Source organism: Longimicrobium sp. (assembly GCF_048594345.1).
Lineage (GTDB): Bacteria > Gemmatimonadota > Gemmatimonadetes > Longimicrobiales > Longimicrobiaceae > Longimicrobium.
This window is the reverse complement of record NZ_JBMDXM010000232.1, coordinates 1-16,100: the sequence shown is the minus strand read 5'-3', so window position 1 is coordinate 16,100 and position 16,100 is coordinate 1. Positions and strand designations below refer to the sequence as shown.

Genomic DNA, 16,100 nt, shown 5'->3' with positions numbered 1-16,100 from the left:
CACCATCACACCATCACACCATCACACCATCACACCATCACACCATCACACCATCACACCATCACACCATCACACCATCACACCATCACACCATCACACCATCACGGACGGCGCTGGTTCTTCCAGGCGACCCGCCGCGTTGCGCGCGGGTGCACGTCCAGCTTGCGCGCCCAGGCGCGGAACTCCGGGCCGTGATCCGGCTTTTTGCCGGTCGCGTGCTGCCACAGGTGGATCATCTCGTGCCGCAGCGTGTGCAACGCCTCGCCGTCGTGGGCGTGGGTGCACAGGGTCCGGGAGATGACGATCTCCACCGGGTTGGAGCAGAAGTGGCCGTTGCGGCGGCGCATCTGGCCGCTCAGGTACAGCGGCACCTCCGGCAGCTCACCCCCGAAGTGCGACGCGTTGATGCGCCGGAACTCGTCCAGCAGCATCTGCAGGTGCGGCTCGTCGCCGGGCTCGATCTGACGGGTGCGCGGGCGGCGGCGTACGGCCGTGCTCTCCAGCGGGATGGTGGCGATGAACTCGCGCACGGCCGCCTTGGCCCGCGAACGCGTCTGCGCGTCGCGCGCGGAAAACAGCCGCGCCACCGCCGCCAGCACCTCGCGCGGGGCCGTGGCGAACGCGTCGTTCAGCCGCAGCTCGCGCCCACGGTCGCCCACCGACGCCATGATGCGCCGGTTGCGGGTGAACACCACTTTGCGAAAGTGCGGCGCGATCGGCGCCACCACCGCCAGGATCTCGGCCTCTGACCGGCCCGCACGCTTTGCAGGCGCAGACGCTTTCTTCGACGTCGGCGCGTTGCGGGGAGCCAAGGCGCCCGGCGAAGGTGCGGCGTTCGGCGCCGGCGCGGCGGAAGGCTGCGGCTCCGCGACGGGGGCAGGCTTCGGCGGCGCAGACGACTTCGGCCGGGGCCGCGCGGGCGGCACCCAGCCGAACAGATCCAGCACGTCGTCCACCAGGCTCACGCGGCGGCCAGGGCGGGCGGCCGCTCGGCGTGCCGGTACTCCACCTCGTACCCCATCGCGCGGGGCACCTCCAGCAGCTTTTCCAGGTCCAGGTCGATGGTGGCGCCGGCCTTTTGCGTCACCTCGTCCTCCACCGGCAAATCGAAGTCGTTCGCCCCGTACTCCAGCGCGCGAAAGGCGTCCTCGTTGAGCGTAAGGACGCTGGTGCGCATGTGCTTCACGTTGTCCAGGTAGATGCGGCAGAGCGCGATGTGGCGCCAGTACTCGCGCGGAGTGATCTCCATCCCCCCCAGCGCCGTGCCGTACGGCTTGTACGTCCAGCACAGGAACGAGAACAGGCCGTCCCAGTCATCCTCCAGGCACTCGTCCTGAAAGGCCCGCGTGCGCTCCAGGTGCTCCAGCCGCTCATCCAGCGTCTCGTCGAAACCGATCACCATCGTGGCCGTGGTGCGCATCCCCGTCTCGACGATGGCCCGCTGCGCCTGAAAGTACTGCGCGACGGTGTACTTGAACTTGGCGTGGCGCTTTCGGAAATCCTCCGTCAGGATCTCCGAGCCGCCGCCGGTAATCCAGTGCACGCCCGCGTCGCGCATGGCGGCCGCGGCCTGGTGGTAGCTGAGGCCCGCGCGGTCCGCCAGGAACATGAACTCGGCGATGGTGAGCGCGTAGAACTCCACCCGGTCGCCGTACCGCTCGCGCACGGCGGCAAACAGGTCCGCGTAGAAGTGAAGCGGCAGCCTGGGGTTGAAGCCGCCGTTGAAGCTCACCAGGTCGCCGCCCAGCTTCAGCAGCTCGTCCACTTTGGCGAACACGTCCTCGCGGCTCAGCACGTAGCCGCCGGCCTGGTTGGGAAGGACGTAGAACGCGCAGTAGTCGCACTGGGCCACGCACACGTTGGTGTAGTTGATGATGCGCATCACCATGTACGTGGCCTTCTTGGGCGCGTGGAAGCGCGCGCGCACCATCCCGGCCATGCGCCGCAGTTCCTCGTCCGAGGCGTGCTCCCACAACAGCCGCGCCTCGGCCGTCGAGATGCGGCCGCCGCCCTTCACCCTCTCCGCCACCTCTGCGAGCGTCTGCTGCACGCCCGCGGATCTATCGACCAGCACGGTGTCTCCCTGTGCGGTACGGTCAAGTTGCGTCATGCCCTGAATTTCGCGACCGGCGGGGTGGGAGTCAACGGAGGGTGTGAGGTGAACGGGTGAGCGGGTGAACGGGTGAGCGGGTGAGCGGGTGAGATCCTGCCGCCCGCCGGGCGCCCCCTGACTCGCTTAGGCTCGCACCTCCCCCAAAAAAACCCTGGGGGAGGTGAAACTTCAGTCCCGCTGCGACACGGGGCCAGGCCAGAGTCTGCCACGGCGCATCGAGCTTGGCTCTACATCAACCTTCCCTCAGGGTGTTTTGGGGGAAGGTGGGCGGGTGGTGCCCGCCCGGATGGGGGCGCGCCGGAGTTCGCCACGGAGCTTCAGCGCCTGCCCCACAAACCAAACCTCCCCCGGCAGTTTCGGGGGAGGTGGGCGAGTGGTGCTCGCCCGGAGGGGGCGCCGCGGGTCGCGCAAAGCTCAGAATCCCAAGCGGCTGCTTCTTACGGCGTCGCCGCCTGGGCGGTCGCCGGGGCAGCCTGCGCCGGCGCTTCAGGCGGGTGGATGAGGGGGCGGCCGCCGCGGGCATAGTAGAGCACGGCTTCCAGCACGATCGCGGCGGTGTTGACGTTCGGGGCGCCGGAAACGCGGCCGCTCTCCTCGAACACGCCCGATCCCCATCCACCCTGCGCCCGCGCGCCTTCAACGCGCTGCACGCCGCTCCACGTGTACTGGCTGGGGAACAGCGCGTGCCAGCCGAACGCCGCCTTGGTGCTCACGGTACGCGGACGCGGCCCGTCCGGCGCTCCGGCGGGCGGCTCTACCAGGAACTCACGACCGTCGGCGTGCACGGAGTAGTAGAGAAAGAACGGCGCGCCGGTCAGCGCGTCCTCGCTGACCAGGGTGATGGTGCCCGTCTGCCGCCAGCGAGCCTCCTGCGCCGCCAGCACCCGCCACGCCAGGTCGCGCATCTCCCCCGAGAACCCCGTCTCCAGCCCCATCATCAGAAACGGCTCGCTGGTCAGGTGATACTCCGGGCGCACGTCGCGCAGCAGGGGAATGCCCAGCACCGTAACCTCGCGCGTGTTCTGCCGCACGTTCATGGCCTGCGCCGCGTTGCGCCCCCACAGCGCGAAGCCGTTGGCCGCGTACTGCTCGTAGCCCACGCGCCCCTCCTGGTAGCGCCGCAGCCGCCCGCGCGAATCCAGGTCCTCGCCGCGCAGGTAGCCGTCGCGGATGAGGCGCGAGTAATCCATCCGCCCCACGATCTGCGTGATCAGGTCGCGGTACTGGGGATGGTTGGCGTCGATCACCCGCAGCACGTTCATCAGCCGGCCAATGTCCGTCACCGACCAGCCGTAGCCGCGCTCCGACGTGGCTGCCTCCTGCCCCGCCCGGCCGGCGATCTGCCCCGTGGCGGTGGAGTAGCTCTTGTTGAACGCAGCGTCCTCGAACAGCCGCGCGTCGATCAGCGACTGCAGGGCGCGGCGCATCCGCCGGTCGTACTCCTCGCCGTCCAGCAGGTCCAGCTGGTCGGCGCAGAACAGCGCCATCAGCCCGCTGCCGATGTCCCAGACGGTGGCGAACGGGTAGCCCTCCACGGAGTTGATCCACCCCGTCTGCGCGTTGTAGTTGCCCTCCACGTACGCGTACGCCGTGCGGGCCGCGCTTTCGTACAGGTCGCGATCGGCAAGCGCGGCGGGAGTGCGCTGCGCGTCCAGTCCATCAGCCGTCGCCAACACCAGCGCGAGGGCCGGGATGAATCTCTTGAGCATTCGGGTCCGGGTCGGTCGGAGTGCAGCCGCGGCGTAACGCCGGTCAAGGCTGAGACATCCACGCGTATCAGCCGGGGCGCCGGCACAGGCAAGCTCCGCACCAGCCGTTTACGAATGGGCGCAGAAACGAACGACGGGGGATCGCAGGGGATGAGCGGCGGGACGAGCGAGAAAGCGGGTGGGATGAGCGGGTGACGAGCGGACGAAGTGTTGTGGGATGAGCGCGAGGATGAGCGGGCGACGAGCGGACGAAGTGTTGTGGGATGAGCGCGAGGATGAGCGGGCGACGAGCGGACGAAGTGTTGTGGGATGAGCGCGAGGATGAGCGGGTGAACCCGCTGCTGGGAAAGCGACAAGCCCCGTCCCGGCTCGCTGCGCTCGCCGAACGGGGCTTCAACCGCTCGTGCCGGCGGGGGCCTGCGCGGAGTTGAACGTTGGCGATGGTAGACAGTTCCCGCGCGTCCACCCCCGCCGGAAATGCACCGCTGGTATGCGTGACGTTTATACCCTCTCCCGCTTGCGGGAGAGGGTGCGAGCCTAAGCGAGCGGGTGAGGGTTCCCCGACGCTGCGCAAGTGCTTGTAGATCATCGTCTTCCATACGGCGCCAAAGCCGCTTTGCAGAATGCCGCAGAGTCCCGCAAATCGCGGCATCGGCACCCCGACATCGCGCCTGCAGCATTCACTAAACCCAGCAATTACAATCGCTTACGCATTCCGCAACATACGGAATGCAAAGTGCCATTCCCCCTGCCCTGATCCGTCCCGCCGCCGGGGTTCCCGCCCCGGCATCGGGCACCGTCGAGAAGTGGCAAACCCGGCCGAAAGGCGGGGACGCAAAGCTTCGAGGCTACCGCAGGGCGCGCCCGCGCCCCGCCACGCCGGTCGAGCCGCCGAACCAGGTGCTGTGCCCATGCAGTTTTCCCCCATGCTCCGCCCCCCCCGGGTGGCCGTCGTGGCCATGGCCGCGCTTCTTGCAGCCTGCGCCGACGTGCCCACCGCCGCCGAGACCCCGCCCGATCCGCCCACCGCGCCGGCCACGCCGCCCGCGCAGAACAGCGCGCGCCCCTTTTTCTCCGGCGCGTTCCTGGGCGACGCCAACAGCACCCCCGAGCAGATCGGCCCGGCCATCGCCGAGTGGACGCAGCGCTCCGGCAAGCACCCGTCGCTGGTAAAGACCTTCCACAACCTGGAGTGCGACTGGTCCGCCGGCGCCTGGTGCGGCCAGCTGCTGCGCGCGGTCCGCAACGCCGGGAGCACCAACTTTCTGGCCATCGACCTGCGCTGGACGGGCGCGCCGGAAAAGGGGCTGCTGGACGCCATCAACGCCGGCGCGGCGGATGCGCGGCTCACGGCCATGGCGCGCGGCTTTGCGGCCTTTGGCGATCCCGTGCTGCTGGAGCCGGCGTGGGAGATGAACGGCAACTGGCAGTACGCCTGGCAGGGGATCGAGAACGGCGCCAACCAGAACGCGCCGGCCAAGTACGCGGCCGCCTGGCGCCGCATCGTCGGCATCTTTCGCCGCGAGGGCGCCACCAACGTCCGCTGGGTGTTCAACCCCAACGTGGGCAACCCGGTGCAGGCGGGCGCGGGGACGGGGCACTGGAACTGGTACGGCAACTACTATCCCGGCGACGCGTACGTGGACTACGTGGGCGCGCACGGCTTCAACGCGCCGCGGGTGTGGGGCGGCGGTTGGACGGGGTTCAGCGAGATGTTTGACGGGGCGCGCGCGGACCACATCCTGAGCGACCTGGTGAACCGCTACCCGGGCAAGCCCATCATCGTGGGCGAGTTCGCCACGGACGAGGGCGCGGGGAACGCCAAGGCGCAGTGGATCAGCGACGCCTACCGCGCGCTGCTCAACCACCCCAACGTGGTCGGCGCCGTGTGGTTCAACATGAACAAGGAAGCGGACTGGCGCATCGAGTCGTCGCCCGCGGCGGAGGCGGCGTTCCGCGCCGCGATGGCCGAGCCGCGCATCCGCGCCGCCTTCGACGTAGCCGCGAGCACCTCCCTGGCCTCCCTCGCCGCGCGCTGATTTCACCCGCCACCGACGACGTCCGAATCGGGCGCCGCACCTTCCCCGGTGCGGCGCCCGATTTCGTCTGATCATCCGCCGAACAGCAGCTCTCACACAGAGTGATCAGAGTCGCCGAAGTTTGATCCGCGCGAGGGACAAACTCTGGTGACTCTGGTAACTCTGCGTAAAACCCTTTTTCGGTATATCAGAATGGGATAGATCGATTCGCAACGCTGATACCGTAGCAAAGGTGATCTTGCTGCATCCTGGGGAACAGGATGCTGCAGGATGGGGCTACGCGTGTAGCAGAAAGAAGGGGAAAACGGTCTCTGGAACAGATGATCCTGTTCTAATCCCTTGTGGTTGGGGTACTTGGACATCGTGCAGCAACTTTTGCGAGAGGGCACGGTTCTCGCGTAAACCCCGGCCGCGATCGGCGCTGGTTCGGTTTTCGGTAGCAGCTTGCGCGATCCTGGGCGCAGGCAGATGCAACGCAGCGGACCGCTTTTCCCGCGATTCGGGAAGACGGCGGCCGCGGCCAAATGTGCAGAATGAATGAGCGTGACCAACACTCGCGGCGTCCCGGCGCCGCACGCCGAACCGCTGCGGCGGCGGCCCACCAACTCGGTGCCGCACCTTCCGGAATGGCAGGAACGGATCATACGCGGCATTGCCGTCGTTACACTGGCGTACTGGACGTACTACATCATCTGGCGATGGGGATGGACGCTGAACCCCGACGCCCTGTGGTTCAGCATTCCGCTGGCGCTGGCGGAAACGTGGGGGCTGGTGACGGCGTTCGTGATGATCCACTCCGTGTGGCGCATCCGGCACCGCCAGCCCCTCCCCGCCCCGCCGGGGATGACGGTGGACGTGTTCATCACCTGCTACGACGAGCCGCTGGAGGTCATTCGCCGCACCGCCATCGGCGCGCGGGCCATCCGCTATCCCCACAAGACGTACATCCTGGATGACGGCGAGCGCGACGAGGTGCAGTCCATGGCGCAGGAGCTGGGGCTGGGCTACATCCGCCGCACCACGCACGAGCACGCCAAGGCCGGCAACCTGAACAACGCGCTGCGGTTCACCGACGGCGACTTCATCCTGCAGCTGGACGCGGACCACGTTCCGCTTCCCCACATCCTGGACCGCGTGCTGGGCTTCTTCGACGAAGATCCCAAACTCGCGTTCGTGCAGACGCCACAGGACTTTTACAACACCGACGCGTTTACCTACAACGTCGACGAGCACTCGCGGCGCATCTGGGAAGAGCAGCGGCTGTTCTTCGGGGTGATCCAGGCAGGCAAGGACAGCATCAACTGCACCTTCTTTTGCGGGTGCAGCGCGGTGATCCGGCGTGCGGCGCTGGACAGCATCGGCGGCTTCAGCGTCAAGACGATCACCGAGGACATCGAGACTTCGCTGCTGCTGCACGCCAAGGGGTGGAACTCGGCGTTCTACGGCGAAAGCCTGGTGTACGGGCTGGCGGCGCACAACGCGGTGGCGTTCCACACGCAGCACCTGCGCTGGGGCCAGGGCGGCATGCAGGTGTTCAAGCGCTTCAACCCCATCACCTATCCGGGGCTCAGCCTGTCGCAGCGCATCAGCTACTTCGGCAGCCTTACGGCGTACGTGGGGGGGCTGCAGAAGCTGGTGTACTACGCGTCGCCGCTCATCTTCTTCTTCAGCGGCATTCTGCCCATCAACGCCATGAACTCGGCGTTCCTGGCGCGCTTCATCCCCTTCCTGTTCCTGAGCTTTCTGCTGTCGGAAGCGTGGGCGCGGGGGCGCAGCAACACCTGGATGTCGGAACGCTTCCACATGGTGAAGTTCTGGACGTACACGCGCGCCGTGCTGTCCATCTTCAGCCGCAAGGAGCAGAAGTTCAAGGTGACGCCCAAGGGGCCGGGGCACGTGCCGTTCAAGACGTACGCGCCGCAGGTGACGGTAATGGCGCTGTCGCTGGTGGCGGTGCTGTGGGCGACGCTCGCGTACGAGTTCGGCTGGGTGGACTACCGGGTGGAGGGGTGGAAGTCCGTCGCGTTCCTGAGCAACGCGTTCTGGGCCTCCATCAACTTTGCCGTGGCGGCGTCGGTGGTGCGGATGAGCATGCGCGCCCGCACGCACCGGGCCGACCACCGCTTCCGCGACCGCTTTCCCGTCACGCTGGCCATCTCCGGCGCGGGCGGGCGCACAAAGTCGCGTATCGCGCTGGCGGAGGACCTGAACCCCGGCGGCATCGCCGTGCGCACCGCGCAGCCGTTGGCGGAGGGAACGGAGATGCGCCTTACGCTGCCGCTGAGCACGGCGACGGTCACGGTGACGGGAAAGGTGCTGTACAGCGCGGAGGTGCAGGAAAAGGTGAAGCGGCGCAAGGCGGCGGCCGCGGGGCCCGCCACGGTGCCGGCGTACCGGTCGGGGATCACGTTCGGCGACCTGCCGATGAACGTGCGCGACCAGATCGAGCTGCACTGCACCAGCCACTCGGTGCCGCTGGAGCAGTCGCAGTACAGCATCGCCTCGCCCCGGATGTTCGACCGCACCATGGACTGGATCCGCAACGGCCGGCGCGAAAAGCGGCGCCCGGTGCGCATGCCGGCCACGGTGCAGCTGGGCGGCCGGGGCAAGAAGCGCGGAAAGCAGCGGGTGGGCTTTCTGGAGGAGATCAGCGCCGGTGGCGCGCGGCTGGTGATGGACGAGCCGGTGCCGCCGCACACGCTGGTTCATTTCGAGGTGCCGGGAACCAAGGTTCGCGGCACCGGCCGGGTGGTGTTCGCCCGGGCCATCGAGACACCCATCGGCCTGCGCTTCGCGGTAGGCGTGCAGCGCCGGCGCCGGGTGGACATCGGACCCGAAAAAGGAATCGAGAGGATGCAAGCAAGCAGGCTGCTGGGCCGCGCAAGCAAGGCGGCGGTGGTGGGAATCGCGGTGGCGCTGGCCGCCCCGGCGCAGGCACAGCTGGAGCCGGTGGTGTACGCGGCCACGGAGTTCGACGCCGAAGACCTTCAGCTGTACCTGGTGGGCGCGTCGGTCAGCTCGCCGGGCACGGGGCTGGGCTTTACGGCCGGGGTGAGCGCGTTTCACCTGGTGTACCCCGCCGGCAACGACGAGACGCAGACGCTGAACTCCGTCACCCCCGCCGTGGGCGTGCGCTACGGGCTGAACGGCGGCGCGGTTGCGGCCACGGTGGGCTACGCGCTGGTGAGCGGCGGCGACGACGACAACACGGTGCCGGACAACGCGGTCGGCGCGCCGGGCGGCGGCGAGGACGGCCTGGTGACGCAGGTGCAGGCCAACTGGTGGGGCGACGGGCGGCGGTCCGGGCAGGCGATCGGGCTGTACAACTTTGGCGCGGAGTACTACTGGACCAACTTCCGCGGCTCCATGCGCGTGCTGGACACGGGCGACTACACGGGCCTCAACGCGGGCCTGGAGGCCGGCATCCAGGGCGGCGGCGACGGCGACTACCAGGCGTTCCAGGCCGGTGGCCTGGTGGAGTACCAGCTGTCGCCCGGTTTTCGCCTGGTGGGCGTGGTGGGCGGCAAGGCCGACAACCGCGACGACTCACCCAGCGTGTTTCCCTACGTCAAGCTGGAAGCGGTGGGGCTGCCTCGGCTGTTCTGACGAGGATTTCGGGCCGGAAAGAGATTTTCCGCGGACAAGCAGAGGGACGGAGAAACGGAGGCCGCGTACGCCTCGGTTTCTCCGTCCCTGCTGCTTCCTACGTCACCGGCGCTTTTCCTGATCCAGGTCCGGCTCAACGTCCGCGGAGGCTGCGGCGAATCAGCAGTAGCGGGCGGAAGGGCCCTGGCAGTGGGGCACCTGGTCGGTCGAAACGATGGGGGTGATGCTGACCAGGTCGAGCGTGCTGACCTAAAGGTTTGCACGGCGATTCAGTTCGGATCGAGCGTCATGGGGCGATCTCCGGCAGAGGGTGAGAGCAAGAGCACGATTTTCGTGCGTTGTCCCAGCCTAGTGCCGGTGATTAATCATATCAACAATGTCCGCGAAAGATACTGGACTGTGAGCAGTCGAGGGTGGAGGAGGCTATGGGGGGCACGCTGTCGACGGTGGTGTCCGTGGGCGTCGCCATCACCCCGTGGTGCGTGAACCTGCGCGCCTGATCCCCACCCCGGAAGAGCCCGGATCGTCACCCGCCCGTGCGCCCGCACGGGCGGGGCCGGCAGAACGCAGGTGCACTCATCCGTCCGTCGCAAAATCCGGACGGTGCGACGCGATGAATGATCCCCTGGCCCGGAGCTGATGACGAGGACGAAAGGGAAATGGGCTACCGCAGGCGACACTGAGGGGACTTCTCATTTCCGCTCGCCTCTATTAAAATCATTTTAAGACTGAATCTGCGGCGCATGTTCGTGGTTGTTTCCGCCGTTGCCCACGGATTCGCGCCAATCTCCCGTCAAGCTTTCGTGAGGATCCAGATGAATCTCCCTCGTACCAACCGGTTGCTGGCGCTTGCCGGCGCGCTCGCGCTCGGCACGTCCGCCTGCGCGGACCGCGGCGCGCCACTGGAGCCCGCCGAGGCCGGCGCGGCCGCCCTCAACGCCGCTCCGTCGGACACCGAGCCGTTCTACTATTACCAGGGCGAGCGCGTGCTGCTGGACGCGGAGCCTTCCGAGCTGGTGGTGGTGTCGCGGCAGCCGGACGGGGCCGCCGCGGTCCGGCAGGTGCTGGCCGAGCTGGGCATTACCCCCGGCGGCGACCGGGAGCTCCCGCAGGCGGCCGGGCACCGGGTCATCACCCTTCCCGCATCCACCACGCGGGCCCGGGCCCTGGAAGCCCGCGAGCGGCTGCGCAAGGACCCGCGCTTCGAGTTCGCGTCGGTGGGGTACCGCACGCGCGCGGGCGGCGGCAAGGTGCTGCTGCTGAACCGCGTGGCGGTGCGCTTTCGCGAGGGCACCAGCCGCGGCGAGATCGCGTCCATCGCCGCGCGGGTGGGCGCCCGCGTGGCGCGCGAGCCCAACCCGTCGCGCGGGGCGCTGAGCCACTGGCTGGAGTACGGCCCGGGCACGGACCCGCTGCGGGTGGCCGCGGCGCTGGACCGGCATCCTCAGGTGGAATGGGCGGACCCGGACAAGGTTTCCGACCTCGAGCGGCACTACATCCCCACGGACCCGTTCTTCGCGCAGCAGTACTACCTGCGCAACAACACACGTCTCAACGGTGTTCGCGTGGACATCAACGCGGCCGATGCCTGGGACCTTACCACGGGTGCCTGGGCCCCCAGCACCGGCGGCTTCAACATCGCGGTGGTGGACGACGGCGTGGACGCGTCGCACCCGGACTTCGCGGGACACGTGCAGTGGGGCTTTGATGCGTTCGGCATCAACGACGGGTTCGCCAGCAACCCGGAGTGCACCGGCGACAGCCACGGCACCATGTCGGCCGGCACCATCCTGCAGCAGCACAACAGCGCGGCGGGCGGCGGCGGGGCCGCGCCGGGCGTGAACATCATCCCCATCCGCATCTTTCGCTGCGGCACGGTGGCGTCCAACGCGCAGATCGCCGACGCGCTGAACTTCGCCTGGTACTGGCTGGGCGTGCAGGTGCTCAGCAACAGCTGGGGCGGGGCCGTGGCCAGCAACGCCATCACCAGCGCCGTGAACGCCGGCAGCACGCAAGGGCGCGGCGGCCGTGGCGCGGTGTTCGTCTTCAGCGCGGGCAACACGTCGGCGCGCGGGCAGGGCATCATTGGCCCCGTACGCTACCCGGCGTCGCTGGCGGCGTCGGTGGCGGTGGGCGCCATCAACCGCGACGGGCAGGTGACCGACTACAGCCCCGACGGCTCGGAGCTGGACCTGGTGGCGCCCAGTGGCCATTTCACGGGCGTGTGCATCGGCGACGTGGTGACGGCGGACCTGGTGGGCGCGCGCGGGTGCAACGATGGTCCGGGCGGAGACATGGACTACACCAGCACCTTCTCCGGAACGTCGGCGGCGGCGCCGCAGGTGGCGGGCGTGTTCTCCATGCTGCTGGCCCGCGAACCCACGCTCACGGCGGCGCAGGCCAAGACCCGCGTGTACGACGCGGCGGACTGGTGGGGCGCGGCCAACCGCTTTGGCCGCGGCAAGGTCAACGCGTACCGCGCGCTCGTGGGGCGGCTGGGCGCCTGGATCAGCGGGCCCACCTTTATCGAGACACCCGGCTACTACACCTGGACGGCGACTTCGACGGGTGGAGTGCAGGCGGTGCAGTACACGTGGCAAACCAGCCAGAACGGTGTGAACTGGTCCACCGGGCCTACCGGCGACACGTTCAACGCGTACGTATATCCCGGGGAGAACTTCTACGTGCGCATCGTGGCGACACAGGGACCGGATGATGCTCGCGCGGAGACCATGATCTACGTTCAGGCTCCCTGCTACGACCCGAACTTCGCCTGCGCCGTGTAGCCGAAGGCTTCGGGAAAACCGATTCCGTGAGGAAGGCCCCGCGCCGATCCCGCCGTCGCCCGTGCGTGAGTTGGGATCACGCGGAGCGCCTTCCCGGAATGACAGCGATCCTCCGCGTGTGTAATTCCGCCACTCCAGCGCCTTCCTCGCACGACAGCCCTCCTGTCCGTGTGCGCTGGTCCGCCGCTCCGCTGCAAGAGTGCACCGCCAATCAGCACAATCGGTATCAGCTCGCCACGGCGGCGGCCTCCGGCACCTCGGCGGGACGGGGGGTGCGGTACGCCTCGGGCGCGGTGGGGCACAACGGCGCCAGCCCGCAGCGCTCGCAAAAGGCGCGGCGCGCGGTGCAGACGGCGCGGCCGTGGTCGATGATGCGGTGCGTGAAGATCACCCGGTCCGGCATCCCCAGAACCGGCAGCAGGTCCTGCTCCACCTTCTCCGGGTCCTCCTCGCGCGTAAGGCCCAGCCGCGCGGCGATGCGCTTGACGTGCGTATCCACCACCACGCCCTCCGCCAAGCCGAAACCGACACCGAGGACGACGTTCGCCGTCTTGCGCCCCACGCCGGGAAGCTGCGTGAGCGCGTCCATGTCCATCGGCACCTCGCCGCCGTGCCGCTCGACAAGGGCGCGCCCCAGCCCGATGAGCGCCTTTGACTTGCTGCGGAAGAAGTTGAGGGTCTTGAGGTGGTCCTCCATCTCCTCCTGCGTGGCGTCGGCAAAGTCCCGCGCGGTGCGAAAGCGGGCGAACAGTGCGGGCGTCACGCGGTTGACCGCGGCGTCGGTTGTCTGCGCGCTCAGGACGGTGGCGACCACCAGCTGCAGGGGATTCGCGTGCTCCAGCGAGCAGCGGCTGTCGGGGTAGAGCGAGGCCAGCCCGGCCAGGATGGACGCGACCCGCTCACGCCGCGCCTTTTTGCTTTCTCTGCGCAAAAAACTCCTCCAGATCGTCCAGGTCCCACGTGTTCAACACCTGCGGCGCGGTGAGCCACGCCTTGCGCGCCACGTTCACCCCGTACGCCACGTTCCCCAGCGCGCCCGTGCTGTGCGCGTCGGGGTTGATGGGGATCAGGATCCCTTTTTCGGCGGCGTAGCGCGCATTTTCCCAGTTTACGTCCAGCCGGTGCGGATCGGCGTTGATCTCCACACAGGTGCCGTGCTCAGCCGCCGCGTCGATCACCGCCTTTACGTCCACCGCGTAGCCGCTGCGCTTGAGCAGCAGACGGCCGGTGGCGTGGCCCAGCATGGTGATGTGGGGATTGGACACCGCCCGGATCAGCCGCGCCGTCTGCTCCTTTTCACCCAGCGCGAAGTTGCTGTGGACGGAGCCGACGATGTAGTCGAACGCCCGCAGCACGTCGGCGGGATAATCGAGCGCGCCGTTGGCCAGGATGTCGGACTCGATCCCCTTGAACAGGCGGAAGCGCTTTTTCCCCTTTCCCCCGTGCTCCGCGTTCCACGCGTCGATCTCGCGGTGCTGGCGGCGCACGGCCGCCACCGGCAGCCCGCCGGCGTACCCCGCAGACTGCGAGTGGTCCGCGATCCCCAGGTAGCGCCACCCCCGCTCCCGCGCCGCCTCCGCCATCTCGGCGACGGACGCGCGGCCATCCGAGTACGTGGTGTGGCAGTGGAAGGTGCCCTGAAGATCGTCTACCTCCACCAGCTTGGGCAGCTTCCCCTCCGCCGCGGCCTCGATCTCCCCCCACCCCTCGCGCAGCTCGGGAGGAATAAAATCGAGGCCGAGCACTTTGTACACCCCTGCCTCGTCCTTGGCCGCACGGCGCCGCGTTCCCGCGTAGACGCCGTCCGCCTCCAGCCGCAGCTTTTGCGACTCCGCCCGCGCGCGCAGCTGCTGCAGGTGCCTGTCGCTCCCGGTGGCGAAAACGAGGGCGGTGGGATACGCGGCCGGTGGCACGCAGGTGAGGGTCGCCTTCACCCCGTCCGCGAACTGGATCTCCGCCCGCGCGTCCGCGTCGTCGTGGTCCGCGCGCTCCACGCCCTGCAGCGCGCGGAACGCGGCCAGCACGGTTTCCGGATCATCCGACGCGGCCACCATGTCGATGGAGTCGACCACCTCCAGCCGGCGCCGCACCTGGCCGGCGGAGCTGGCGCGGAGCACGCCGGGGAGCCCTTCTACCAGCTCCAGCAGCGCCGCGGCGGCTTCCACCGCCTGGTAGTAGCGCCGCCGCCCGCGCATGGACCGCGCGAAGGCGACACCCTTGAGGATCGCCTCCGCCGTCTTGGCGCCAAAGCCGGGGAGCGCCGCCAGCCGGCCCGCCGCCGCGGCCTCTTCCAGCTTGTCCAGCGAGTCGATCCCCAGCTCCTTGAAGAGCGTGCGGCCGCGCTTGGCGCCCACGCCCTTGATCCGCATCACGTCGTACAGCCCCACCGGCGTCTGCTCGCGCAGTTCCTCCAGCATGCGCGAGGTGCCCGTGGTCACCAGCTCGTTCAGCACGCCGGCGATCCCTTCTCCCACGCCGGGAAGGGTGCGCAGCTGGCCCGCGGCGGCGAGCGCCGTCAGGTCGGCGGACGACGTTTCCAGGGTGCGGGCGGCGGACTGAAAGGCCTTGGCGCGGAAGGGGTTGCCGCCCACCACCTCCAGCAGCATGGCGATCTCGCCCAGCGCCGCGGCGGCCTCGCGCGCGGTCATCCGCCGCCCAGCCGCACGCGGTGAAAGTCGAGGCGCGAGAACGGCGGCGAGCCCGGCCGGTCGTGGGCGCGGCGCTCGGGCGCGGGAGCGGAGGTGACGTCTTCCGTGTGGTTTTCGATGTACCACAGCGCGCGCGCCACCAGCTTGATCGCCTCGGAGGTGGTGAGGATGGAGTACAGTCCGCTGATTTCGCCGCCGGGGAGCACGTTTTCGAAGTCCATTCCCGCCTCGCGCCCCGGCTCCGTCCACACGGGGGGGATGCCGACGCCCACCTCGGTGTCGAAGGGGACCACGCTGAAGCCATCCCGCATGCGGTGGATGCCCAGCACCATCAGCACCTGCACGTCGGTAAAGTCCACCTCCAGCGGGTCGCAGCCGCCGCAGATGGTGACGAAAAAGCCGTCCACCGGCTCCGGCGGCACGTCGGTGCCAATGCTGGCCCAGAACAGGTTGGGCGGAAGCTGCAGGTAGAGGCTGTCGAACGGCGTGGTGAACGACCACCCCTCCAGCCGCGGCGAGCCTTCGACCAGGTAGCGCGCGACCGCCTGGTCCAGCACGTACAGCCGCCGCCCGAAGCGCCAGAAGTTGAAGGCGTGATAAAAGAGGGCGCGGTACTCCTCCAGCATTTCGGGAGGCGCGTCGGGGGGGATGATCTCGCGGATGGAGTCGCCGCTGGTGCCCAGAAAGGCGAAGCGCTCGCGGCGCGCGGGGTCTTCGCCGCGGCCCTCGGCCTCGTCCAGGATCATGGGAAACACGCGCGACTCAAAGTCGCCGTCCATGAACGCCAGTTCGTACGGCGTCAGCCGCGCCGTCCCCACCGCGTCGGCCGAACCCGGCGCGCCGGCGGCATCCCCGGCCACGCGCGGCACGCCGTCCGGGGCACTGCCCGCGCCCTCGCCCCTGCCGTCCTCTCGCTCCGCCACCACCACGTTCCTCCCTGTTGAGTCACCAACACACCCCGGCCCGAACAACATCGAACTGCGCCCGCGCGGTGCCCCTCCCCCGGCCCCTCCCCGTTCGTTCCTCACGGAGAGGGGAGTTGGTTACCGCTGGGCTCGGGGCTCGACTACGTACATCAAACTGCGCCCGACAGGGCCCCCTCTCCCCCGGCCCCTCTCCCCCGCTGTCGCGGGAGAAAGGGGAGAACTTCGATCCCGCGACGACCATCTTTTGGCCGTTCTCCCTCCCCCACGCAGTTT

The 16,100-nt window shown here is 68.7% G+C and carries 9 protein-coding genes and 1 riboswitch; of the genes, 3 read left to right on the top strand and 6 right to left on the bottom strand.

What is annotated here, in order from left to right; all coding sequences use genetic code 11:
• Positions 1-101: 101 nt before the first annotated feature.
• The 3 genes from ACOJUJ_RS24210 to ACOJUJ_RS24200 form a co-directional block, all read right to left on the bottom strand.
• The gene (locus ACOJUJ_RS24210) at positions 102-965 is read right to left on the bottom strand and encodes a SprT-like domain-containing protein (RefSeq protein WP_420129496.1); all 864 of its coding nucleotides are present in this window, start codon (positions 963-965) and stop codon (positions 102-104) included.
• Positions 962-2,074, bottom strand: a complete 1,113-nt coding sequence (locus ACOJUJ_RS24205) for a radical SAM protein (RefSeq protein ID WP_420129495.1) — start codon at positions 2,072-2,074, stop codon at positions 962-964. Before ACOJUJ_RS24205 ends, ACOJUJ_RS24210 begins: the two co-directional genes overlap by 4 nt.
• A 476-nt stretch (positions 2,075-2,550) precedes the next feature.
• Positions 2,551-3,822, bottom strand: coding sequence for a DUF3131 domain-containing protein (locus ACOJUJ_RS24200; protein WP_420129494.1), 1,272 nt, complete (start codon positions 3,820-3,822; stop codon positions 2,551-2,553).
• 798 nt (positions 3,823-4,620) lie between these two features.
• A riboswitch (cyclic di-GMP riboswitch) is annotated at positions 4,621-4,718 on the top strand.
• A 30-nt stretch (positions 4,719-4,748) separates the two neighbouring features.
• Between ACOJUJ_RS24200 and ACOJUJ_RS24195 the strand changes: the two genes are divergently transcribed.
• From ACOJUJ_RS24195 to ACOJUJ_RS24185, 3 genes are all read left to right on the top strand, one after another.
• Positions 4,749-5,861 carry a glycoside hydrolase family 26 protein gene (locus ACOJUJ_RS24195; RefSeq protein WP_420129493.1) on the top strand — a complete coding sequence of 371 codons (1,113 nt, stop codon included), beginning with the start codon at positions 4,749-4,751 and terminating at the stop codon, positions 5,859-5,861.
• Positions 5,862-6,398: 537 nt separating this feature from the next.
• Positions 6,399-9,467: a glycosyltransferase family 2 protein gene (locus tag ACOJUJ_RS24190; RefSeq protein ID WP_420129492.1), complete on the top strand. Its 3,069-nt coding sequence runs from the start codon at positions 6,399-6,401 to the stop codon at positions 9,465-9,467.
• 815 nt (positions 9,468-10,282) lie between these two features.
• Positions 10,283-12,253, top strand: coding sequence for a S8 family serine peptidase (locus ACOJUJ_RS24185; protein ID WP_420129491.1), 1,971 nt, complete (start codon positions 10,283-10,285; stop codon positions 12,251-12,253).
• A 226-nt stretch (positions 12,254-12,479) separates the two neighbouring features.
• Here the strand turns inward: ACOJUJ_RS24185 and nth are convergent, their stop codons facing one another.
• Genes nth through ACOJUJ_RS24170 form a run of 3 tightly spaced genes read right to left on the bottom strand, consistent with a single transcriptional unit; the run spans position 12,480 to position 15,827 of the window.
• The gene (nth, locus tag ACOJUJ_RS24180; RefSeq protein ID WP_420129490.1) at positions 12,480-13,184 is read right to left on the bottom strand and encodes an endonuclease III; all 705 of its coding nucleotides are present in this window, start codon (positions 13,182-13,184) and stop codon (positions 12,480-12,482) included.
• The gene (polX, locus tag ACOJUJ_RS24175) at positions 13,153-14,901 is read right to left on the bottom strand and encodes a DNA polymerase/3'-5' exonuclease PolX (protein ID WP_420129489.1); all 1,749 of its coding nucleotides are present in this window, start codon (positions 14,899-14,901) and stop codon (positions 13,153-13,155) included. Before polX ends, nth begins: the two co-directional genes overlap by 32 nt.
• Positions 14,898-15,827 (bottom strand): hypothetical protein, encoded by a 930-nt coding sequence (locus ACOJUJ_RS24170; RefSeq protein ID WP_420129488.1) that lies wholly within the window; start codon positions 15,825-15,827, stop codon positions 14,898-14,900. The genes polX and ACOJUJ_RS24170 overlap by 4 nt, the downstream gene beginning before the upstream one ends.
• Positions 15,828-16,100: the final 273 nt, after the last annotated feature.

What these genes read in the sequence shown, in the direction of transcription:
- ACOJUJ_RS24190 (WP_420129492.1), top strand. Translation starts at nt 6,399, where the DNA reads ATGAGCGTGACCAACACTCGCGGCGTCCCGGCGCCGCACGCCGAACCG.
- ACOJUJ_RS24200 (WP_420129494.1), bottom strand. Translation starts at nt 3,822, where the DNA reads ATGCTCAAGAGATTCATCCCGGCCCTCGCGCTGGTGTTGGCGACGGCT.
- ACOJUJ_RS24185 (WP_420129491.1), top strand. Translation starts at nt 10,283, where the DNA reads ATGAATCTCCCTCGTACCAACCGGTTGCTGGCGCTTGCCGGCGCGCTC.
- ACOJUJ_RS24195 (WP_420129493.1), top strand. Translation starts at nt 4,749, where the DNA reads ATGCTCCGCCCCCCCCGGGTGGCCGTCGTGGCCATGGCCGCGCTTCTT.
- polX (WP_420129489.1), bottom strand. Translation starts at nt 14,901, where the DNA reads ATGACCGCGCGCGAGGCCGCCGCGGCGCTGGGCGAGATCGCCATGCTG.